Below are 17783 nucleotides of genomic sequence, written 5' to 3' on the forward strand. Positions count from 1 at the left end.
CGTAGAAACACCGGGGCAAAGGCATGAACGACGACGAGATTCTGGCGGAATTCCGCGCTGCAGACGCGCTGCTGGAAGGGCATTTCATTCTCTCGTCAGGTTTGCGCAGTTCGCGCTACCTGCAATGTGCGCGCGTGCTGATGGACCCGATGCGCGGTGCGCGGCTGTCGTCGGCGCTGGTGGCGCGCATGCCGCGCGACATTCGCTCGGCGGTGGAAGCGGTGGTTTCGCCCGCGATGGGCGGGGTGATCGCTGGGCATGAAATGGCGCGCGCGCTGGGCGTCGAGGCGATGTTCCTCGAGCGGCCCGAGGGCGTTTTCGAACTGCGCCGCGGCTTTCGCCTGAAGCCGGGGCAGAAGGTGCTGATGATGGAGGATGTCGTCACCACCGGTCTGTCCTCGCGCGAGGCGATCAAGGCGATCGAGGCGGCAGGAGGCGAGGTGATCGCGGCTGCCGCGCTGGTTGACCGTTCGAACGGCGCCGCGCAGTTCGACGTGCCGTTCTTCCCGTTGCTGGCGCTCGCGGTTCCCACTTATGCGCCCGATGCGCTGCCCCCCGAACTGGAGGCGATCCCGGCGGTGAAGCCGGGCAGCCGCAAGGAAGCGGCGTGACTCTCCGGCTCGGCGTCAACATCGATCATGTCGCCACGATCCGCAATGCGCGCGGAGGGGCACATCCCGATCCGGTGAAGGCGGCGCTGATCGCCGCCGAATCGGGCGCCGACGGCATCACCGCGCACCTGCGCGAGGACCGGCGCCATATCACCGACGCGGATATCGATGCGCTGATGGCGGCGCTGACCATCCCGCTCAACCTGGAGATGGCGGCGACCGAGGAAATGCTCGAGATCGCGTTGCGGCATCGGCCGCATGCCGCCTGCATCGTGCCCGAACGGCGCGAGGAGCGGACGACCGAAGGCGGGCTGGATGCAGCGGGCCAGGACAATCACCTGAAGCCCTTCATCGAACGGCTTTCGGCGGCGAACATCCGCGTGAGCCTGTTCATCGAGCCGGATCCCCGCCAGATCGAGGCCGCGATCCGGCTGAAGGCGCCGGTGGTTGAATTCCACACCGGTCGCTACGCGCATCTGGACGGCGAGGCTCGGGTGCAGGAGTTGCGCCGCATCGCCGACGCCGCGGCACTGGCCGCGAAGAACGGCATCGAGCCCCATGCAGGCCACGGCCTGACCTTCGACAATGTTTCACCGGTGGCTGCGATTCCCCAGCTCGCCGAGCTCAATATCGGCCATTTCCTGATCGGCGAAGCGATCTTCACCGGCCTGGACGCGAGCGTGGCGCGGATGCGCGAATTGATGGATCTGGCGCGGTGAGGCTCGCATGATCATCGGCCTGGGATCCGATCTGTGCAATATCGAGCGTATCCAGGCCTCTCTCGACAGATTCGGCGAACGCTTCGAAAAACGTGTCTTCACCGATCTCGAACGCGCGAAGGCCGCGCGCCGCCCGTTCACCAAGGCGGGAACGCTGGCGAAGCGCTTCGCCGCCAAGGAGGCCTTTTCCAAGGCGGTCGGCACCGGCTTCAAGGCCGGAGTATTCATGAAGGATATCGGCGTGATCAACGCGCCCAGCGGCGCACCGACACTCGCGCTCACCGGCGGCGCGAAGGCGAGGCTTGACGCGCTGACGCCGCCGGGCCACGCCATGGCGGTGCACCTGACGCTGACCGACGACCACCCCTGGGCCCAGGCCTTCGTGATCCTGGAAGCCATTCCCATCAAGGATGCAGACGCTTGACCGAAATCGTCGAGAATGAGGTCGCCGACAAGGACGCCCCCGCAACCGATCCCGTCAAACCCAAGGGCGGAACCGACTGGTGGGCGGAGATGCGGGCGATCTTCTGGCTGATCCTGGCGGTGCTCGGCTTTCACAGCTTCATCGCCAAGCCGTTCTACATTCCCTCCGAATCGATGATGCCGGGCCTGTTGACCGGCGATCGGCTCGTCGTTTCCAAATATCCCTATGGCTGGTCCTATGTCTCGCCGAGCTTCCATGTGATGCCCCCTGTCGATGGGCGCCTGTTCGGCCGCATGCCCGAGCGCGGCGACGTCGTGATCGCGAGCCCGCCGGGCAAGCGCGAAGACTATATCAAGCGCGTCATCGGCGTGGGTGGTGACAAGATCGAAGTCCGTAACGGTATCGTGCTGCTCAACGATCAGCCATTGCGCCGCGTTTCGCTCGGTGCCACGCGAATCCCGGTCGACGTCAATTCGCCGTGCAGCCCGGACGACTATCCGATGGCGCGCCGCCCGGGCCCTGACGGCAAGCTCTATTGCGAGCTGCCCGCCTTCCGCGAATATCTGCCAGATGGGCGCAACTATGTCGTGCTCGATACGGGCTGGTCGCCGGGCGACGATTATGGCCCAGTGGCGGTTCCGAAGGATCATGTGTTCCTGATGGGCGACAATCGCGATCATTCGGCCGACAGCCGTTTTCCGGTCGAAGGCAAGGGGCTCGGCGGCCCGGTGCCGTGGGAGAATGTCGGCGGTCGCGCCGAGTTCATCACCTTCTCGCTCGACGGTTCCGCCGCCTGGTGGAACCCGATCAGCTGGTTCACCGCCTTGCGCGGCGGGCGGGCCTGGACCGGCCTTCATCCCGACAAGGAATAGGACGCAGACAGCATGACCGGAGAGCGCGCCAAGACCGTCAAGGCTCCGGGGCCGAGCGAGGTTCGCGATCCCGAAACCCGCCAGGAGATCAAACGCGCCTTTATCTGGCTGAGCATGGCGAGCGCGTTCGCGCTGGTCGTTCTGCTGATCCAGCCGCTGCTGCTGATCCTGGGCGGGATCATCTTCGCGATCATCCTGGATGGTGGCGCGCGGTTGCTTGGGCGGGCGTTGCCGATCGGGCGCGGCTGGCGGATCGCGATCCTGATGATCGCCGCCGTGGCCTTCCTGTTCGGCACACTTTACATGACGGGCGTCGAATTGGCGCAGCAGGCCGGTCAGTTGCGGGACACAGTGGAAGTGCAGGGCGACCGGCTGCTCCAATGGGCCGAGCAGATGGGCATCATGCCCGGCGCCGAGGACATGAAGGGGCTGGCGCGCGAGGCGCTGGGCTCGATCGGCCGGGTGACCGGGTTTGTCAGCACGGCATTCGGGGCACTCACCAGCCTGTTCATGATCGTCGTGATCGGCCTGTTCCTGGCGATGGAGCCGCGCGTCTATGACCGTGGCTTCCAGTGGCTGCTGCCAGCCGACAAGCGCAACGATGCGCGCATCACGCTCGAGCGTATCGGCCAGACGATGCGCCGGCTGATGTTCGGGCGGATCATCGGCATGGTCGCCGAAGGCATATTGACCTGGATCGCGCTGGTGATGGGCGGCGTTCCGATGGCGCTGATCCTGGGCATCCTGACCGGCATGCTCGCCTTCATTCCCAATATTGGCGCGTTCGTCAGTGGCGTGCTGATGGTCGCGGTCGGCTTCAGCGCCGGGGTTGAGACCGGGCTATGGGCGATCGGCACTTATTTCGTCGTCCAGACCTTCGACGGCTATGTGCTGATCCCGATGGTCGCGAAGCGCACGGTGGACATGCCGCCCGCGCTGACATTGGGCACGCAGATCATCTTCGGCACGTTGTTCGGCATCTACGGTCTGGCGCTGGCCGATCCGATCGTCGCGATGATCCGCGTCGCGCTCGAGCGCCGGGCGGAGCAGGTGCCCGCCGGCGCGGCGGCAGCGGGCCAGCGGGTCGCACGGCGCGGCGGAGGTTAGAGCGATTTCCAGTCAGATGGTTTCATCTGACGACTCGGAAATCGCGGCGAAGCAAAAGCTTGGAGCGGTCGGTCTGATTCAATCGGATCCATCGCTCTCTCGGCCGAAGCGCATTTCTTGTGACATGTGCGCCCAGTCACGATTCGCTTAAACGAAAAGCCCGGAAGACGCCTTTGAGGGGCTTCTTCCGGGCTTTTCGTTTCACAATGGAATTGGCTGTTACTGAACGCCCGGGGGCATTCCACCCGGCGGCATTCCACCCTGCGAAGGCAGCGCGCCCTGCGCGCGAAGGCGCTCCATCTCGGCCTGGATTTCCGCGATCGACTTATAGTCGATCAGGTCGACCTCGAAGACCAGCAGCGAATTCGCCGGGATCGCGTCGCCCTGCGCATGATCTCCATAGCCGAGCGCGGGCGGGATCCAGAGGCGGTATTTGCCGCCACGCTTCATCAGCTTGAGCGCTTCCGAAAAGCCGGGAACGACACCCGCGACCGGGAAGCTGGCCTGCGGATTCTCGTCGAACACGGTGCCGTCGCGCAGCGTGCCTTTGTAACCGACCAGCACCGCGTCCGAATCGGTGGGGCTACCGCCCGTGCCGGCCGTCAGGACCTTGTACTGCAGGCCGGAGCCGGTGGTGACCACGCCGTCCTGCTTCGCATTCCAGGCCAGGAACTGCTCGGGCGTCGCCGCATTGAGCAATGCCGGTGACTGTGTGCCGTACCAGGCGGCGCCCGCCGCGGTGGCGACGGCCAGGCCGACGCCGATCCACAGAGTACGGAGCACGCCCTTCTTGATCGGGCGAAGCGGAACGGCGGTCACCGACATGGACTGAACTTCCCCGAAAGGGCCTTAACGCTTAACGGACGCCGTCGCGCTCCATGCGCTTGCGCTCCAGCTTGCGGGCGCGGCGAATCGCGGCGGCGCGCTCGCGCGCACGCTTTTCTGAAGGCTTCTCGTAATGACGGCGCAGCTTCATCTCGCGGTAGACGCCTTCGCGCTGCAGCTTCTTCTTGAGCGCGCGCAGCGCCTGGTCGACATTGTTGTCGCGAACGAGGATTTGCATAAGGCCGTCTATCTCCAATCCATCGAACGACTCACGCTCTGTGTGAGTCGAAAAGCAATAATTCGGGGTCGCCGCGAACCGAGTCCGCGCCGTATCGCGCGGCCCCTAACAGCGCGGCCACCGATTTTCAAGCCGCAAGCGGCATTTCTCGTAGCGTATTTGCCCGTCCGGCCCGCGATGCGATATGGATCGGGGCAACGAAATGCTGTGGATCGAGGAGAGATCGTGATGGCGACCGCAATCAGGCGCAACATGCAGTGGAGCGAGTCGGAATGGCAGGCGCGGCAGCAGCTCGCCGCCTGTTACCGGGTCTTCGACATGCTCGGCTGGTCCGAGATGATCTATAACCACATCACCGTGAAGCTGCCCGAGGAGGGCGCCTTCCTGATCAATCCGTTCGGCCTGCACTTCAGCGAGGTGACGGCGTCGAACCTTGTGAAGATCGACATCGATGGGAACAAGCTGGACGATAATCCCTGGCCGGTGAACCGCGCCGGTTTCGTCCAGCACAGCGTGTTCCACCGCCATTTGCCCGACGCCCATTGCATCATGCACACCCACACCACGGCAGGCATGGCGGTGAGCTCGGTCGAAGGTGGGCTGCGTCCGACCAATTTCTATGCCTGCAATTTCGCCGGCCAGATCGCCTATCATGATTTCGAGGGCGTCACCGTGCGGGACGAGGAAGGGCCGAGGCTGGTCGAGGCGCTGGGCGAAAAAAGGGTGATGCTGCTGCGCAACCACGGCATCCTTGTCATGGGGCGCACCTTGCCCGAGGCCTTCGTCAAGCACTGGGCGCTGCAGCGCGCCTGCGAGATTCAGGCCGCCACCGCCGCCATGGGCACGCCGATCGAAGTGCCGGCCGAGGTCGTCGCCGTCCATCAGCGCGATCTCTACATGGCGCAGGCGCATGCCGAACCGGGCAAGGCCGATTTCGACGCGATGGTGAGGAAGGTTGATCGAATCGACCCAAGCTGGCGCGACTGACGGGCCGCCTTTCGGGTGATGCCTTGCTGCGAACGGCGCCGCGCTGCGCTTCCGGTGCTCACGTACTGAAGTACGCTGCGCTCCGGTTCTTGCGCGGCACCATTCTCGCGACGGCCTGACCCGAAATGCGACCCGTCAGCAGGTCGAATATGGCCTGCCAGAAGGTCGAATCAGCCGAATCGGTAGCCTGATACGGTCCAGCCCAGGACGTGATCGGTGAAGTCGCGGGTAGCGGGGTCGCCGCCACCGGCGCCGAGCGCGACCATCAGCGGGAGCAGATGCTCTTCGCGTGGGTGTGCGAAATGAGCGCCGGGCAGATCGGCCCAGGCGGCGACGCGATTCGCACGCGACTGCGGATCGGGGTCAGTGGCGGCGGCGGTCAGCGCATCGTCCCAGATATCGGCGCGTGTGGTGACGTGAGGGCCACGTTCGCGCAGATTGTGAAAGCTCATGCCCGACCCGACGATCAATACGCCTTCGTCGCGCAGTGGCGCGAGCGTGCGGCCGGCGGCGATGTGGGCCACTGGATCGAGATCGTGCCGGAGCGAGAGTTGCGCCACGGGAATGTCCGCATCTGGCAGGGCGACCATCATGGGGATGAAGACGCCATGGTCCCAGCCGCGTGTCGCTTCCTCGCCGGTCGCGAAGCCGGCGGCTTCGAGCAGGCCCGCCGCGCGCCGTGCCAGGCCGGGGGCGCCGGGCGCATCCCAGCGGAGCTCATAGGTGTGTGGCGGGAAGTTGTAATAGTCGAAATACAGATCGGGCCGGTCGCCGACATGAACGGTGAAGGCGGCTTCCTCCCAATGGCCCGAGACCAGCAGGATTGCCCGGGGGCGTTCGGGCAGCGATGCGATCAGGCCCTTGAGATAGGCCTCCATCGGGCGCCACATCGGATCGGGCGCCGCGCCGGGATTCATGAAGAAGCACGGGCCGCCACCGTGCGGAATGAAGAGGGTGGGCAGTGTCATGACCGAAATATCGGCCCGGCACGCCGTCGCATCAATGCTCGGGTGAGATCGGGATTGGAAAACCATCGTTTCCCGATTTGGAGCGGACTGTGCGGAATTCGGCCCGCGCAGTCCGCTCCAGATGTTTGTGGTCGCATCGTTTGATACGGAAAACCGGTTCCCACTTTTCCGTACGATGCTCTACAAGACTCCATGACCCGCTTCACCGTCAACAACCAGCCCGTCCAGTACCGGATGGACCCGCAGACCCCGTTGCTCTGGGCATTGCGCGACGCGTCCAACCTGACTGGCACCAAATATGGCTGCGGACGCGGCGATTGCGGCGCCTGCACCGTGATCGTCGATGGTGAGGCGGTGCGGAGCTGCACTGTCACGATCGCGCAGCTCGAAGGCAGCTTCGTGACGACGATCGAGGCGCTGTCGCGCGATCGCAGCCATGCCGTGCAGCAGGCCTGGGCGGCGGAGAATGTGCCGCAATGCGGCTATTGCCAGTCGGGCATGATCATGGCGGCGGCGGTATTGCTCGACAAGAACCCCAATCCGACCGACGCGGATATCGACGCGGCGATCACCAATATCTGCCCGTGCGGCACCTATCCGCGCATCCGCCGCGCGATCCGGCACGCTGCGGGTATCGCGTCCGGCAGCGAAAGGATCGCCGCCGCGCCGCCACCCGGCATCGACCCGGAGGATGCCGCGCGCGCCGTTCCGGCACTCTCGCCGCCGCCAAAAGCCAGGAAACGCTGATCGGAAAGCTTTCAGCGCGCTTTCAACCCGGTTCAGCGCGCGCTCATGCATGGTCGGCCATTAAGATATGGATGGCGGCCAAGGGTGTCGCCGGTGGAGTATCAGTGATGAGGAAATTGATGATCCTGGCGCTGCTTGCCGCGACGGCAGCGACCCCGGCGATGGCACAGCGCGGCGATCGTGGTGATCGCGGTGGCGATCGCGGCCCGCGCGCGGAGCGTAGCCAAGGCCAGAACCAGGGGTACACCCCGCGCGCGGATCGCGGCCAGTTTCGCGCCGAGCGCGCTCAGGCCCGTGCCGAACGCTTCCAGCGCCAGGCGCCCTCGCCGCAGGCCGCGCCGGCCGCACCCGTGCAGGCACGGCCGCAATTTGACGGCCAGCGCCAGGGCTTCCGCCAGGAACGTCGCGACGATCGGCAGGATTTCCGCCGTGAGCGCCGCGACGATCAGCGCGGTTTCCGTACGGAGCGGCGTGACGATCGTCGCGACCTCCGCAATGGCGTGGTGACGCGGGAACAGTTCCGCGCGGATCGCCAGGGCGACCGCCGCGACTTCCGGGCGGATCGCCGCGACGATAGCCAGGACTTCCGGCGCGATCGGCAGGATGACCGCCGCGACTGGCGCAATAACAATGACGGGCGCTGGGACCGTGGCGACAACCGTCGCTGGGACGGCAATAACGATCGTCGTTGGGACCGTGGTGACAATCGTCGCTGGGACGGCAACAATGACCGTCGTTGGGATCGGAACGACAATCGCCGCTGGGATCGCAACTGGCGTAGCGACAATCGCTACGACTGGCAGCGCTATCGTCAGTATAATAGCAACGCCTATCGGGTCGGGCGCTATTATGCGCCGCGCGGATGGGGCTATGGCTATCGCCGCTTCTCGATCGGCGTCACGCTGAACTCGCTGCTGTTCGGCTCCAGCTATTGGCTGGATGATCCCTGGTCGTATCGCTTGCCGCCAGCCTATGGCCCGTATCGCTGGGTCCGCTATTATGACGACGTCATCCTGGTCGATGTCCGGACAGGTTATGTTGTCGATGTGATCCACGACTTCTTCTGGTAAGCCCGCAGGGGCTCGGGCGAAGGGTGCCTCGCATGATGCGAGGCGCCCTTTTTCTTGCGTTCAGGATGTGGGTGCCGGCCCATCCGAAATGGGCGCGCCGCCCGCGATGACGCCTGTGCGTCTCAGATAGGCCACCATCCGTGTGCGCAGAGATTCGACGTAAAAATAGCGGGACAGGACCGCATTGACCTGGTCGGCCGACTGGCGCGCGTTCTGGCTAGCCTTCGCCCAATGTTCGCGTGCCGCTGGGATGTTGCCGCGCGCGGCCTGCGCGAAGGTTTGCGTCACTTCATATTGTCCGTACATGCCCGCGCCCGGCGGCCTGATCGTGTCGGCGACATGCAGCGCCGTCGCGGTATCGCCCTGTTCGACGAGGGCCAGGATCAGCGCTGCGCCGTAAAAGGCCGGTACGTCGGGATCTTCCGCAATGGCGCGCTGTAGCAGCGGCGGCCCTTCCGGATCATTGCACGAGATCAGGAGATAGCCAACCATGCCGGCCAGTTCGGGATTATAGGGGTTGAGCGAGATGCCGCGCAGGCCGAGATCGCGGCCGCGCACGCATTGCCCGTGCATCATCGCGACGCGTGCATCGGCGATCTGGGCTTCAGCGCTCTTGGAGTTCGCGGCGACCGCCCGACGCGCATAGTCGGCTGAGCGCGCGAGGCCGTTGGCGCCGCCGCTGATGGTCGGGTCGAGGCTGATGAAGGTGGCTGCGGCAAGTGCGACCGGATCCATCGGTTCGCGCGCGACGGTCTCGCGTACGCAATCGCGCACCCGGGCGCGCATGTTCGGGTCGCGATACCGAAAATAGCTTTCATAATCGAGCATGCAGGCATAGCCCGGCTCGCCGGTCGGCTGGAGCAGGCTTCGTTGATGGGAGGCGATGACGCCGAAGGGCGAGATCAGCGCGATAATGGCAGGCCGCATTCGATCTGTCAGCGTCGATGCCGACGGCGCGATCTGGCCCGGAGCGGGCTGTGCCTGCACCGGCACGTCGATCACGTCCGACCAGATCTGGTCGCCCGACTGAAGGTCGAGCAGGGTCAGCACGATCTGCCGCCCGCCAAGGGCGCCGCTGGTGTCGGCGCGGCCGATCAGGCGATAGACCGGCGCGTCGACATCGGGCGCGTCGCGACTGCTGGTCGGATCGCTTTCGCGAACCCTGATCAGCCATGCGCGGTGCAGTGCGTCTTCAAGCAGGGTGCGGCCGGCGGCGGCGAGCATCCTCGCTTCCGGTCCGCCATTGGCGGTGATCTCTCCAAGCTCGAGCACCGGCGCCTGCGACACCTGGCGAAGTGGCGCGCGCAGATCACTGGCGCTGCGGACGATCCAGATCAGCGCGACAAAGGCGAGGAGCAGCACCGTCCCGATCGCGACGAGCCGCCATGGAAAGGGCGGCTTCGGCAATCTGGGAGGGGACGAGCGGCGCGGCCCTTCCGGGAACAGCGGCTTGGCTGGAACATCTTCGCCGCCCTGCTCCCAGACAGGCGGCCGCATCACCGTGGGCGGCGCGCCGGGCTGGACGAAATGGACCCTGTAAGAGCCTTGCTTCACATGAAAACGGACGCCGTCCTCGGGAGCGCCGTTGGCATAATAGGCATCGAGCATCTTGCGCAACCGTCCGACCTGAACGCGGGGATAGCTGTCCGATTGTGAATCGAAGTCGGGATCGCGGCCCAGTCCCTCGACCGCCACTGTATAGGCCTTGAGATCGTCGCCGCCGCCCGCAAGCGTGGTGCGGACGAGGAAGCCCAGCAATTGGCGCATGACGGGAGCGCGCTCGAATTCGGGCGTGCGGAAGATCGCGTCGAGTTCGGCCATGATCCGGCCTGACTCGGGTCCATGTTCCTGAGGCTTTTCCTCAGCGGCCATCCGCTTCCTTTCCGCTCCAGCGCGGTTTCGGACACCATGTAACCGTTACATCGCACATCATTTGCAGGTTACATTCGCGATCATATCACGCGACATCCAACATGCCGAAAGACAATCTTTTTCGGTGACCGGACCATATGGGACGGAATCGACGACGAAACCCAGGGAAATCGGTGGTCATTTCGATAACGTAACCCTCTGGGCGTTCGACGAGCTGTTCGAACCGGTTGCCTCACGGGCGTGATATCATGGGCCAGAAGGTCCCGGAAGTAACGGAACGCTAAAGAAAATACTTAACGAGACCTTTTCGCGGAGGCGGTTGACGGTGGGCGGGGAGACGTGAAGTAACGGTATGAGACGGTCTGAAACTCCCCTCCTTGAGTGAGAGTGGTCATATTCATACTCGATCGGATGTTCTGAACCACCGTTCGGCAACTGTTGGGTTTCAACGGGCGCGGTAACGGTGTCCGTTAGCGGCCGGGAACGGTGGCGAAGGATCTGATCCGGCTCTGATGCGCGAGCCTGTGATTGCGGCGATTCTGGTCTTGCCGTTCTCACTGGTTCGAGGGTCTGAGCCGATGTGTGCGGATAATGCCTGAAACCTTGCGTTCAGTCCCCACCGGACGCGCTCAGGCGGCAGATGTGCGCATCTTCGAGCCGGCGGCGGTTATCCCCACAATACCGTCGCCGGCTCACTTCCCCTCACATCATAGAAATGTCAGCGCGCCGAGCGGATTTCAGTCCGTGAAATGCTGCAGGCCAGCAAGCGTCGCGCGGGTCGCGGCCGTGCCGTTGCGCGTGGCATAATGCCGTTCCGAGATGCAGCGCGCGGCGATGGTAGGGTAGCTGACATCGGTGGAGCCGGAGAGGATCGGAACGATTGCGCGTTCGCACTGCGCGCGATCCGCGAAGCGATAGCGCGACAGGCGAACCTCCGTGCACGCGCCGCCGCCGTCGCCGCAACCGAGTATCGCCATCACATAGGTCAGTGCTTCCATCGTGGCCGCTCCTTCCACGGAAACAACCGATGATGGCGGGACGGGTTCCATCCATTGGCGGAAGGTCCGTCACATCCTAGATAAGCGCGATGCCGCCGCTCGCCACCGATTCCACAGACCGTCCGCCGACCGGCTTCGCACCGCTCCGCCGCTTTCTGCCCTATCTCTGGCCCAAGGAGGATCCGGCGCTGCGCGTGCGCGTCGTCGTTTCGCTGCTCCTTGTGCTGATCGCCAAGGGCATGACGCTGGTCATGCCATTCGCCTACAAGGCGGCGATCGACCGGATGGCGCCGGGTCTGGAGCCGGCCGCATCGTTGGCGATCGCACTCGTCGTCGCCTATGCCGCCGCGCGCTTCGGTGGCGTGTTGTTCGATAATATCCGCAATGCGATCTTCGAGCGTGTCGGTCAGGATGCGACGCGGCGCCTGTCGGCCCACGTCTTCGAACATCTCCACGGCCTATCGTTGCGCTTCCATCTCGAAAGACGGACCGGTGCGGTTACCAAGGTGGTCGAGCGCGGCACCAAGAGCATCGACGTGATGCTCTATTTCCTGCTGTTCAACATCGCGCCGACGGTGATCGAGCTTGGCGCGGTCGCGATCATCTTCCAGGTGAAGTTCGGTTTCGGGCTGGTCGCCGCGACCTTCGCCATGGTCATCGCCTATATCTGGTTCACGCGCGCGGTGACCGATTGGCGCGCCAAGCTGCGTGAGAAGATGAACGAACTCGACACCGGCGCGGTCGCGCGCGCGGTGGATTCGCTGCTCAATTACGAGACCGTCAAATACTTCAATGCCGAGCACCGCGAGGCCAGGCGCTATGGCAAGGCGGTCAAGGCCTATGCCGATGCGGCGGTGAAGAACGAGACGTCGCTCGCGATGCTCAATGTCGGCCAGTCGCTGATCACCAACCTGATGATGGCGGGGGCGATGGGCTATACCGTCTGGGGCTGGAGCACGGGGCGTTTCACCACAGGCGATGTCGTGCTCGTCAACACGCTGCTCGCCCAGCTTTTCCGCCCACTCGACTTGCTCGGCATGGTCTATCGCACCGTGCGCCAGGGGCTGATCGATATGGATGCGATGTTCAACCTGATCGACACGCAAGCGGAGGTGACCGACCGGCCGGGCGCGCCGCCACTGGTGGTGACGGATGCGCGATTGACCTTCGAGGATGTGTCGTTCGCCTATGACGTCGAGCGCCCGATCCTGAAGGGTGTGAGCTTCGAGATTCCGGCTGGCGGGACGCTTGCGGTGGTGGGACCGTCCGGCGCGGGCAAATCGACGCTCGCGCGCCTGATCTTCCGCTTCTACGACGCGACGGGCGGACGCATCCTGATCGACGGGCAGGATATCGCGGCGGTGACGCAGACATCGCTGCGCGCCGCGATCGGCATCGTCCCGCAGGATACCGTGCTGTTTAACGACACGATCGGCTATAATATCGGCTATGGCCGCGAAGGCGCGGCGCAGACGGAGATCGAAGCGGCGGCGCGGGGCGCCGCCATCCATGGCTTCATCGAGAGTTTGCCCGATGGTTATGACGCCAAGGTGGGTGAGCGCGGCCTGAAGCTTTCGGGTGGAGAGAAGCAGCGCGTCGCGATCGCGCGCACCTTGCTCAAGGACCCGCCGATCCTGATCCTCGACGAAGCGACCAGCGCACTCGACAGTCGTACCGAGGCGGAGATCCAGGCCACGCTGAACGCGGTGGCGGCACGGCGCACGACGATCGTGATCGCGCACCGGCTGTCGACGGTGGTCGATGCCGACGAGATCGTCGTGCTCGAAGCCGGCCGTATCGCCGAACGCGGCACGCATCGCAGCCTGCTCAGGAAGAATGGGCTCTATGCCGAAATGTGGGCGCGGCAGCAGGCAGAGGCGGAGATGGAAGAGGCGTGATCGCCATCGTCATGCCGAACTTGTTTCAGCATGACGAATCCGGCGGGCGCGGTTAGGGGAAGCCATGCAATCCCCCGAGGCGATCCTCCACACCACATTCGGCTTCCCGGGTTTTCGCGGCGTCCAGCGCGATGTCGTCGATCGGGTCATGGGCAATCGCCATACGCTGGCGGTCATGCCGACCGGCGCCGGCAAGTCGCTCTGCTACCAGCTTCCCGCCGTCGCGCTGGAGGGCACATGCATCGTGCTGTCTCCGCTGATCGCGCTGATGCACGACCAGCTGCGCGCCGCGACCGCGATCGGGATCCGCGCGGCGACATTGACGTCCGCCGACGATAATCGCGCGGAGACGCTGGCAAGGTTCCGCGCGGGCGAACTCGACCTGCTCTACGCCGCGCCCGAGCGCGCGACCGGAGAGGGGTTCCGCAACCTGTTGCGCGACGCGAGGGTGTCGCTCTTCGCGATCGACGAGGCGCATTGCGTGTCCGAATGGGGGCATGATTTCCGCCCCGATTATCGCCTGCTTCGCCCCTTGCTCGACGAGTTTCCGGACGTTCCGCGGCTGGCGCTGACCGCGACGGCGGATGCGCACACGCGTGAGGATATCCTCGTCCAGCTCGGCATCCCGCATGACGGGTTGATCGTCGCAGGCTTCGACCGGCCCAATATCCGTTACCATATCACGCCCCGGCAGGGCACGACGCAGCAGATCGCCGATCTCGTCGCCGAACAGCCCGGCCCCGGCATCATCTATGTGCAGACACGTGCCGCGACCGAGAAGCTCGCCGCCAGCCTGTCGGGCAAGGGGCGGGAGGTTCGCGCCTATCATGCGGGGCTCGATCCCGCCGTGCGCGCGAGGAACCAGCATGATTTCGTCGCGAGCGAGGATATGGTGATGGTGGCGACGATTGCCTTCGGCATGGGCATCGACAAGCCCGATGTCCGCTTCGTCGCGCATGCCGGCCTGCCCAAGTCGATCGAGGCCTATTATCAGGAAACTGGCCGCGCGGGCCGCGATGGCGAACCCTCGGTCGCGCATCTGTTCTGGGGCGCCGAGGATTTCGTGCGCGCCCGCCAGCGCATCGGTGAGGTCGAACCACAGCGTCAGCCGGGCGAACGGGCCAGGCTGGGCGCGCTCGGCGCGCTGGTCGAAACCGGCGGATGTCGCCGACGCATCCTGCTCAAGCATTTCGGCGAGGAGCCGGCGGAGACCTGCGGCAATTGCGATAATTGTCTCAATCCGCCCGCCGCGATCGATGCGACCGAAACCGCGCGAAAATTCCTCTCGGCGGTCTACCGTACCGGTCAGAGTTTCGGCGTCGGTCATATCGAAGCGGTGCTGCTCGGCCAGTCGACCGAGAAGGTGATGCAGCGCGGGCACGATGCGCTTTCGGTGTTCGGCATCGTCGACGGCGAGGAGGCATTGCTGATCAAGCCTGTCGCCCGCGCGCTGCAGCTGCGTGATGCGCTGCGCACGTCCGAACATGGCGGGCTGGAGTTCGGGCCGGAAGCGCGCGCGATCCTGAAGGGCGAGCAGACGGTGGATCTGGTGCTGCCGCCCAAGCGCGAGCGCCGGCGCAAGCGCGATGGTTCGGCCAATCCGATCGGCGATCCGCTGTTCGAGGCGCTGCGCGCCAGGCGCCGCGACCTGGCGCAGGCGGCGGACGTGCCGCCCTATGTGATCTTCCATGATTCGACGTTGCGCGAAATGGCGATGATCCGCCCGATCAATCTCGCCGCGCTCGGGCGGATCTCGGGCATCGGCGCCCGCAAGCTCGAAGCCTATGGTGAGGCGTTTCTGGAAACGATCCTGGCCTTCGAGGGGCGGTAGGGCGCCATTCCGATCACGTCACCCCAGCGAAAGCTGGGGTCTCCCACAGACTATGACGCGATCTGGTTGGGAGATGCCAGCTTGCGCCGGCATGACGTGGAATGGGTTTGGTGAGGTGTCTTACTTCGCCTGCTTGGCGGCTTCGGCCGCCTCGATCGCCTCGATGACGATCCGGCGGGCTTCGGTGGCGTCGCCCCAGCTACCGATCCGCACCCATTTCTTGGGTTCCAGATCCTTGTAGTGGGTAAAGAAGTGCTCGATCTGCTGCATCACGATCGCGGGCAGATGCTCCTTCTCGTCGACATTCTCATAATAGGGAAAGGTGCCGTCGACCGGCACGGTCAGCAGCTTCTCGTCGCCGCCGGCTTCGTCTTCGAGCTTGAGCACCGCGATCGGGCGGACGCGGACGACGCTGCCGGGGATGAAGGGCGAGCGCGCCACGACCAGCGCGTCGAGCGGATCGCCGTCGGGCGACAGGGTGTGGGGAACGAAGCCGTAATTGGCCGGATAGCGCATCGGCGTATGGAGGATGCGATCGACGAACAGCGCGCCCGACTTCTTGTCGAACTCATACTTCACCGGCTCGCCGCCGACGGGAACTTCGATGATGACGTTCAGGCTTTCCGGCGGATTGTCGCCCACCGGGATCAGATCGATATTCATGCTATTCCGTTTCAGGATCGTGGTGACAGAAGCTTGTCCAGGCTGCCCTCTCCGGCACCTATTTTTTCGAAGCGCGGATAGCGCAGGCCGCCGCGATAGTCGATGGTCACATCGCGATAACGGTCGCCCGATTTCACCAGCAGCCGGACCGGCGACTTGCCGTCCTTGGCGCCGGTGATCGCGGTACGGATGCCGTCGCCCGAATAGGCGCGGTTGTTGACCGCCACGATCTCGTCATCGACTGTCATGCCCTTGTCGAAGGCGGGAGAATCCCAGATCACCTGGTTGATCTTCCCGCTTTTGCCGACGCTCAGCCCCAACGAATAGACGAGATCGACCGATTCGCCGGTGCGTTCCGCGTCCTTGACCGCACCGGTCGGTATCTCGCCATAGGTCAGGCGGTAACCGCCCTTGGTGAAGCCGTTCAGCGGCGCGCCCTTGGCGGTTTCGGTCAGGCGCTGCGTCAGGAGATTTGCCCAGTCATAAGCGACCACGCCGTTGAGTGCGGCGACGACGTCATTGAAATCGTATGTGCTCGTGCCCCAGTCGCCGTCGCGGCCCTTGAAGAAGACGCGCGCGAAATCGTCGAGCCCACGGGCGCCGTTGGTCTTTTCGCGGATGATCGCGTCTGCCTCGAGCCAGACGAGCATGCCTTCATTGTAATAGTCCTCCGATCGCTGCCAGCTCACCCAGCCCTTGGGCCGGCGCGCGGTGATGACGGGATCGTTGGTGGTGTCGCGCAGGGGGCGCCAGTCGCGCCCGCGGCGGATGTCGAGGCTGGCGGCGACGGCGGCCAGCGCATCGAGCGCCTCCTGCTTGGTGAACAGGCCCGATCGGGCGGCGAGCACATAGCCCCAGAGCTGCGTCTGCCCTTCATAGACCCAGAGCAGATCGTCGTTCATTGGGGTGTTGAAATTGGGCGTCCAGTTGCCCGCCGGCCGACGGAACTTGCCGTTCCAGCTATGCGTGAATTCGTGCGGCAACAGCCCACGCCGGCCCGGCCCTTTGTCCCATTCGGTGAAATATTCGGGGTTCACGCCGTTTTCGGACGAGCGATGATGCTCCAGGCCGATTCCGCCCATCTGCTTGGTCAGCGCCAGCAGGAATTCGTAACGGTCGTAGGGCTGCGATCCGAACAGCTTGATCGCCTGCTCGACGAGCTTTTTATGCGCGTCGATCTGCGGCTGGGTGGCGGCGAGATTGGCGGCTTCGTCGGCGACGATGTTGAGCCGGACGCGTGGGGCAAGCTGTTCCTGCCGGAAATGCCTACCCGCGAAGACCGGTGAATCGATCAGCGTCTCATAGTCGGTGGTCTCGTACGCATAGGTCGATCCCGTCGCGCGCGCGGGCAGGCCTGATGCTGCTTTCCAGCCATCGGGATAGGTGACGGTGGCGCGCACGGGAATGCGGCGCGTGAAATAGCCGGCGGGATAGAGCGAGACCATTTCGAACTGAAGGTTCATCATCGCGGGCGTGATGACGATACGGCCCTGGTCTCCCTGCGTGGCGGAGACGAAGTCGAACGCGATGTCGAGTTGGCGGGCGCCTGAGGGCACATCGATGTGAAAGGCGTAGACGTCCAGATTGTCGCGCCGCCAGGCGATCGTCTTGCCGCCCGCGCTGATCCGGAGCCCCGCCAGCTTCTCGATCTCGCCGCGCGGTGCATGCTTGCCCGGCAGCCATTTGGAGAAGAGCAGGGTCATTGGCCCGGATTTGGCGACGGGTATGACCTGCTTCACCTTCAGGATCGCGCGATCGACATCGGTTGCGTCGACGTCGATCGACATCGTGCCGGGATAGGTGATGTCGCGTGGCGCCGGGATGGTATCGACCAGCAAGGCGGGTTGGGGCAGCGTGTTCTGCGCTAGCGCGGGCGTTGCGGCGAGGAGCAGGGGGAACATCAGGCAGGATTTCATGAACGGCTTTCATGGGGAGGGGGGAAACAGCCAATTT

General features: G+C 64.7%; 17 protein-coding genes. 10 read left to right on the forward strand and 7 right to left on the reverse strand.

Going from position 1 to position 17783, the window contains the following annotated elements:
* The first annotated feature begins 23 nt into the window (after window positions 1-23).
* Genes pyrE through ACODTA_RS22950 form a run of 5 tightly spaced genes read left to right on the forward strand, consistent with a single transcriptional unit; the run spans window position 24 to window position 3733 of the window.
* Entirely contained in the window at window positions 24-611 is a 588-nt protein-coding gene (pyrE, locus tag ACODTA_RS22930) for an orotate phosphoribosyltransferase (protein ID WP_489068982.1), read from the forward strand.
* Window positions 608-1330: a pyridoxine 5'-phosphate synthase gene (locus ACODTA_RS22935; protein ID WP_489068984.1), complete on the forward strand. Its 723-nt coding sequence runs from the start codon at window positions 608-610 to the stop codon at window positions 1328-1330. The genes pyrE and ACODTA_RS22935 overlap by 4 nt, the downstream gene beginning before the upstream one ends.
* 7 nt (window positions 1331-1337) lie before the next feature.
* Window positions 1338-1754, forward strand: coding sequence for a holo-ACP synthase (acpS, locus tag ACODTA_RS22940; protein ID WP_489068986.1), 417 nt, complete (start codon window positions 1338-1340; stop codon window positions 1752-1754).
* Window positions 1751-2626, forward strand: coding sequence for a signal peptidase I (gene lepB, locus ACODTA_RS22945; RefSeq protein WP_489068988.1), 876 nt, complete (start codon window positions 1751-1753; stop codon window positions 2624-2626). Before acpS ends, lepB begins: the two co-directional genes overlap by 4 nt.
* A gap of 12 nt (window positions 2627-2638) precedes the next feature.
* Window positions 2639-3733, forward strand: a complete 1095-nt coding sequence (locus tag ACODTA_RS22950; RefSeq protein ID WP_489068990.1) for an AI-2E family transporter — start codon at window positions 2639-2641, stop codon at window positions 3731-3733.
* 219 nt (window positions 3734-3952) lie between these two features.
* Here ACODTA_RS22950 and ACODTA_RS22955 read toward each other — a convergent pair whose 3' ends face one another.
* A complete protein-coding gene (locus tag ACODTA_RS22955; RefSeq protein ID WP_489068992.1) occupies window positions 3953-4558 on the reverse strand; it encodes an FKBP-type peptidyl-prolyl cis-trans isomerase in 606 nt (201 codons plus the stop codon).
* A gap of 31 nt (window positions 4559-4589) precedes the next feature.
* Complete coding sequence (gene rpsU / locus ACODTA_RS22960; protein ID WP_156680378.1) at window positions 4590-4796, reverse strand: 30S ribosomal protein S21; 207 nt, start codon at window positions 4794-4796, stop codon at window positions 4590-4592.
* Window positions 4797-5024: 228 nt separating this feature from the next.
* Between rpsU and ACODTA_RS22965 the strand changes: the two genes are divergently transcribed.
* Complete coding sequence (locus ACODTA_RS22965; protein ID WP_489068994.1) at window positions 5025-5783, forward strand: class II aldolase/adducin family protein; 759 nt, start codon at window positions 5025-5027, stop codon at window positions 5781-5783.
* A gap of 170 nt (window positions 5784-5953) precedes the next feature.
* Here the strand turns inward: ACODTA_RS22965 and ACODTA_RS22970 are convergent, their stop codons facing one another.
* The gene (locus ACODTA_RS22970; RefSeq protein WP_489068996.1) at window positions 5954-6751 is read right to left on the reverse strand and encodes a DODA-type extradiol aromatic ring-opening family dioxygenase; all 798 of its coding nucleotides are present in this window, start codon (window positions 6749-6751) and stop codon (window positions 5954-5956) included.
* A 192-nt stretch (window positions 6752-6943) separates the two neighbouring features.
* Between ACODTA_RS22970 and ACODTA_RS22975 the strand changes: the two genes are divergently transcribed.
* Window positions 6944-7498 carry a (2Fe-2S)-binding protein gene (locus ACODTA_RS22975; protein WP_489068998.1) on the forward strand — a complete coding sequence of 185 codons (555 nt, stop codon included), beginning with the start codon at window positions 6944-6946 and terminating at the stop codon, window positions 7496-7498.
* A gap of 107 nt (window positions 7499-7605) precedes the next feature.
* Entirely contained in the window at window positions 7606-8568 is a 963-nt protein-coding gene (locus ACODTA_RS22980) for an RcnB family protein (protein ID WP_489069000.1), read from the forward strand.
* Between the two features lie 60 nt (window positions 8569-8628).
* Here ACODTA_RS22980 and ACODTA_RS22985 read toward each other — a convergent pair whose 3' ends face one another.
* Window positions 8629-10389, reverse strand: a complete 1761-nt coding sequence (locus tag ACODTA_RS22985) for a tetratricopeptide repeat protein (RefSeq protein ID WP_489069002.1) — start codon at window positions 10387-10389, stop codon at window positions 8629-8631.
* Window positions 10390-11177: 788 nt separating this feature from the next.
* A complete protein-coding gene (locus ACODTA_RS22990; RefSeq protein WP_489069004.1) occupies window positions 11178-11438 on the reverse strand; it encodes a hypothetical protein in 261 nt (86 codons plus the stop codon).
* Window positions 11439-11527: 89 nt separating this feature from the next.
* Between ACODTA_RS22990 and ACODTA_RS22995 the strand changes: the two genes are divergently transcribed.
* Window positions 11528-13336 (forward strand): ABCB family ABC transporter ATP-binding protein/permease, encoded by a 1809-nt coding sequence (locus tag ACODTA_RS22995; RefSeq protein WP_489069006.1) that lies wholly within the window; start codon window positions 11528-11530, stop codon window positions 13334-13336.
* 64 nt (window positions 13337-13400) lie between these two features.
* Window positions 13401-15167, forward strand: a complete 1767-nt coding sequence (gene recQ, locus ACODTA_RS23000; RefSeq protein WP_489069008.1) for a DNA helicase RecQ — start codon at window positions 13401-13403, stop codon at window positions 15165-15167.
* A gap of 120 nt (window positions 15168-15287) precedes the next feature.
* Here the strand turns inward: recQ and ppa are convergent, their stop codons facing one another.
* Both ppa and ACODTA_RS23010 read right to left on the reverse strand, forming a co-directional pair.
* On the reverse strand, window positions 15288-15830 hold the full coding sequence (gene ppa, locus ACODTA_RS23005; RefSeq protein ID WP_489069010.1) for an inorganic diphosphatase: 543 nt from the start codon (window positions 15828-15830) through the stop codon (window positions 15288-15290).
* Window positions 15831-15841: 11 nt separating this feature from the next.
* Window positions 15842-17746, reverse strand: a complete 1905-nt coding sequence (locus ACODTA_RS23010; protein ID WP_489069012.1) for a M61 family metallopeptidase — start codon at window positions 17744-17746, stop codon at window positions 15842-15844.
* Between the last annotated feature and the right edge of the window lie 37 nt (window positions 17747-17783).

The sequence above is a fragment of the Sphingomonas sp. FG14 genome, from assembly GCF_057809675.1.

What these genes read in the sequence shown, in the direction of transcription:
- pyrE (WP_489068982.1), top strand. Translation starts at nt 24, where the DNA reads ATGAACGACGACGAGATTCTGGCGGAATTCCGCGCTGCAGACGCGCTG.
- acpS (WP_489068986.1), top strand. Translation starts at nt 1,338, where the DNA reads ATGATCATCGGCCTGGGATCCGATCTGTGCAATATCGAGCGTATCCAG.
- ACODTA_RS22950 (WP_489068990.1), top strand. Translation starts at nt 2,639, where the DNA reads ATGACCGGAGAGCGCGCCAAGACCGTCAAGGCTCCGGGGCCGAGCGAG.
- ACODTA_RS22955 (WP_489068992.1), bottom strand. Translation starts at nt 4,558, where the DNA reads ATGTCGGTGACCGCCGTTCCGCTTCGCCCGATCAAGAAGGGCGTGCTC.
- rpsU (WP_156680378.1), bottom strand. Translation starts at nt 4,796, where the DNA reads ATGCAAATCCTCGTTCGCGACAACAATGTCGACCAGGCGCTGCGCGCG.
- ACODTA_RS22965 (WP_489068994.1), top strand. Translation starts at nt 5,025, where the DNA reads ATGGCGACCGCAATCAGGCGCAACATGCAGTGGAGCGAGTCGGAATGG.
- ACODTA_RS22970 (WP_489068996.1), bottom strand. Translation starts at nt 6,751, where the DNA reads ATGACACTGCCCACCCTCTTCATTCCGCACGGTGGCGGCCCGTGCTTC.
- ACODTA_RS22975 (WP_489068998.1), top strand. Translation starts at nt 6,944, where the DNA reads ATGACCCGCTTCACCGTCAACAACCAGCCCGTCCAGTACCGGATGGAC.
- ACODTA_RS22980 (WP_489069000.1), top strand. Translation starts at nt 7,606, where the DNA reads ATGAGGAAATTGATGATCCTGGCGCTGCTTGCCGCGACGGCAGCGACC.
- ACODTA_RS22985 (WP_489069002.1), bottom strand. Translation starts at nt 10,389, where the DNA reads ATGGCCGAACTCGACGCGATCTTCCGCACGCCCGAATTCGAGCGCGCT.
- ACODTA_RS22990 (WP_489069004.1), bottom strand. Translation starts at nt 11,438, where the DNA reads ATGGAAGCACTGACCTATGTGATGGCGATACTCGGTTGCGGCGACGGC.
- ACODTA_RS22995 (WP_489069006.1), top strand. Translation starts at nt 11,528, where the DNA reads ATGCCGCCGCTCGCCACCGATTCCACAGACCGTCCGCCGACCGGCTTC.
- recQ (WP_489069008.1), top strand. Translation starts at nt 13,401, where the DNA reads ATGCAATCCCCCGAGGCGATCCTCCACACCACATTCGGCTTCCCGGGT.
- ppa (WP_489069010.1), bottom strand. Translation starts at nt 15,830, where the DNA reads ATGAATATCGATCTGATCCCGGTGGGCGACAATCCGCCGGAAAGCCTG.
- ACODTA_RS23010 (WP_489069012.1), bottom strand. Translation starts at nt 17,746, where the DNA reads ATGAAATCCTGCCTGATGTTCCCCCTGCTCCTCGCCGCAACGCCCGCG.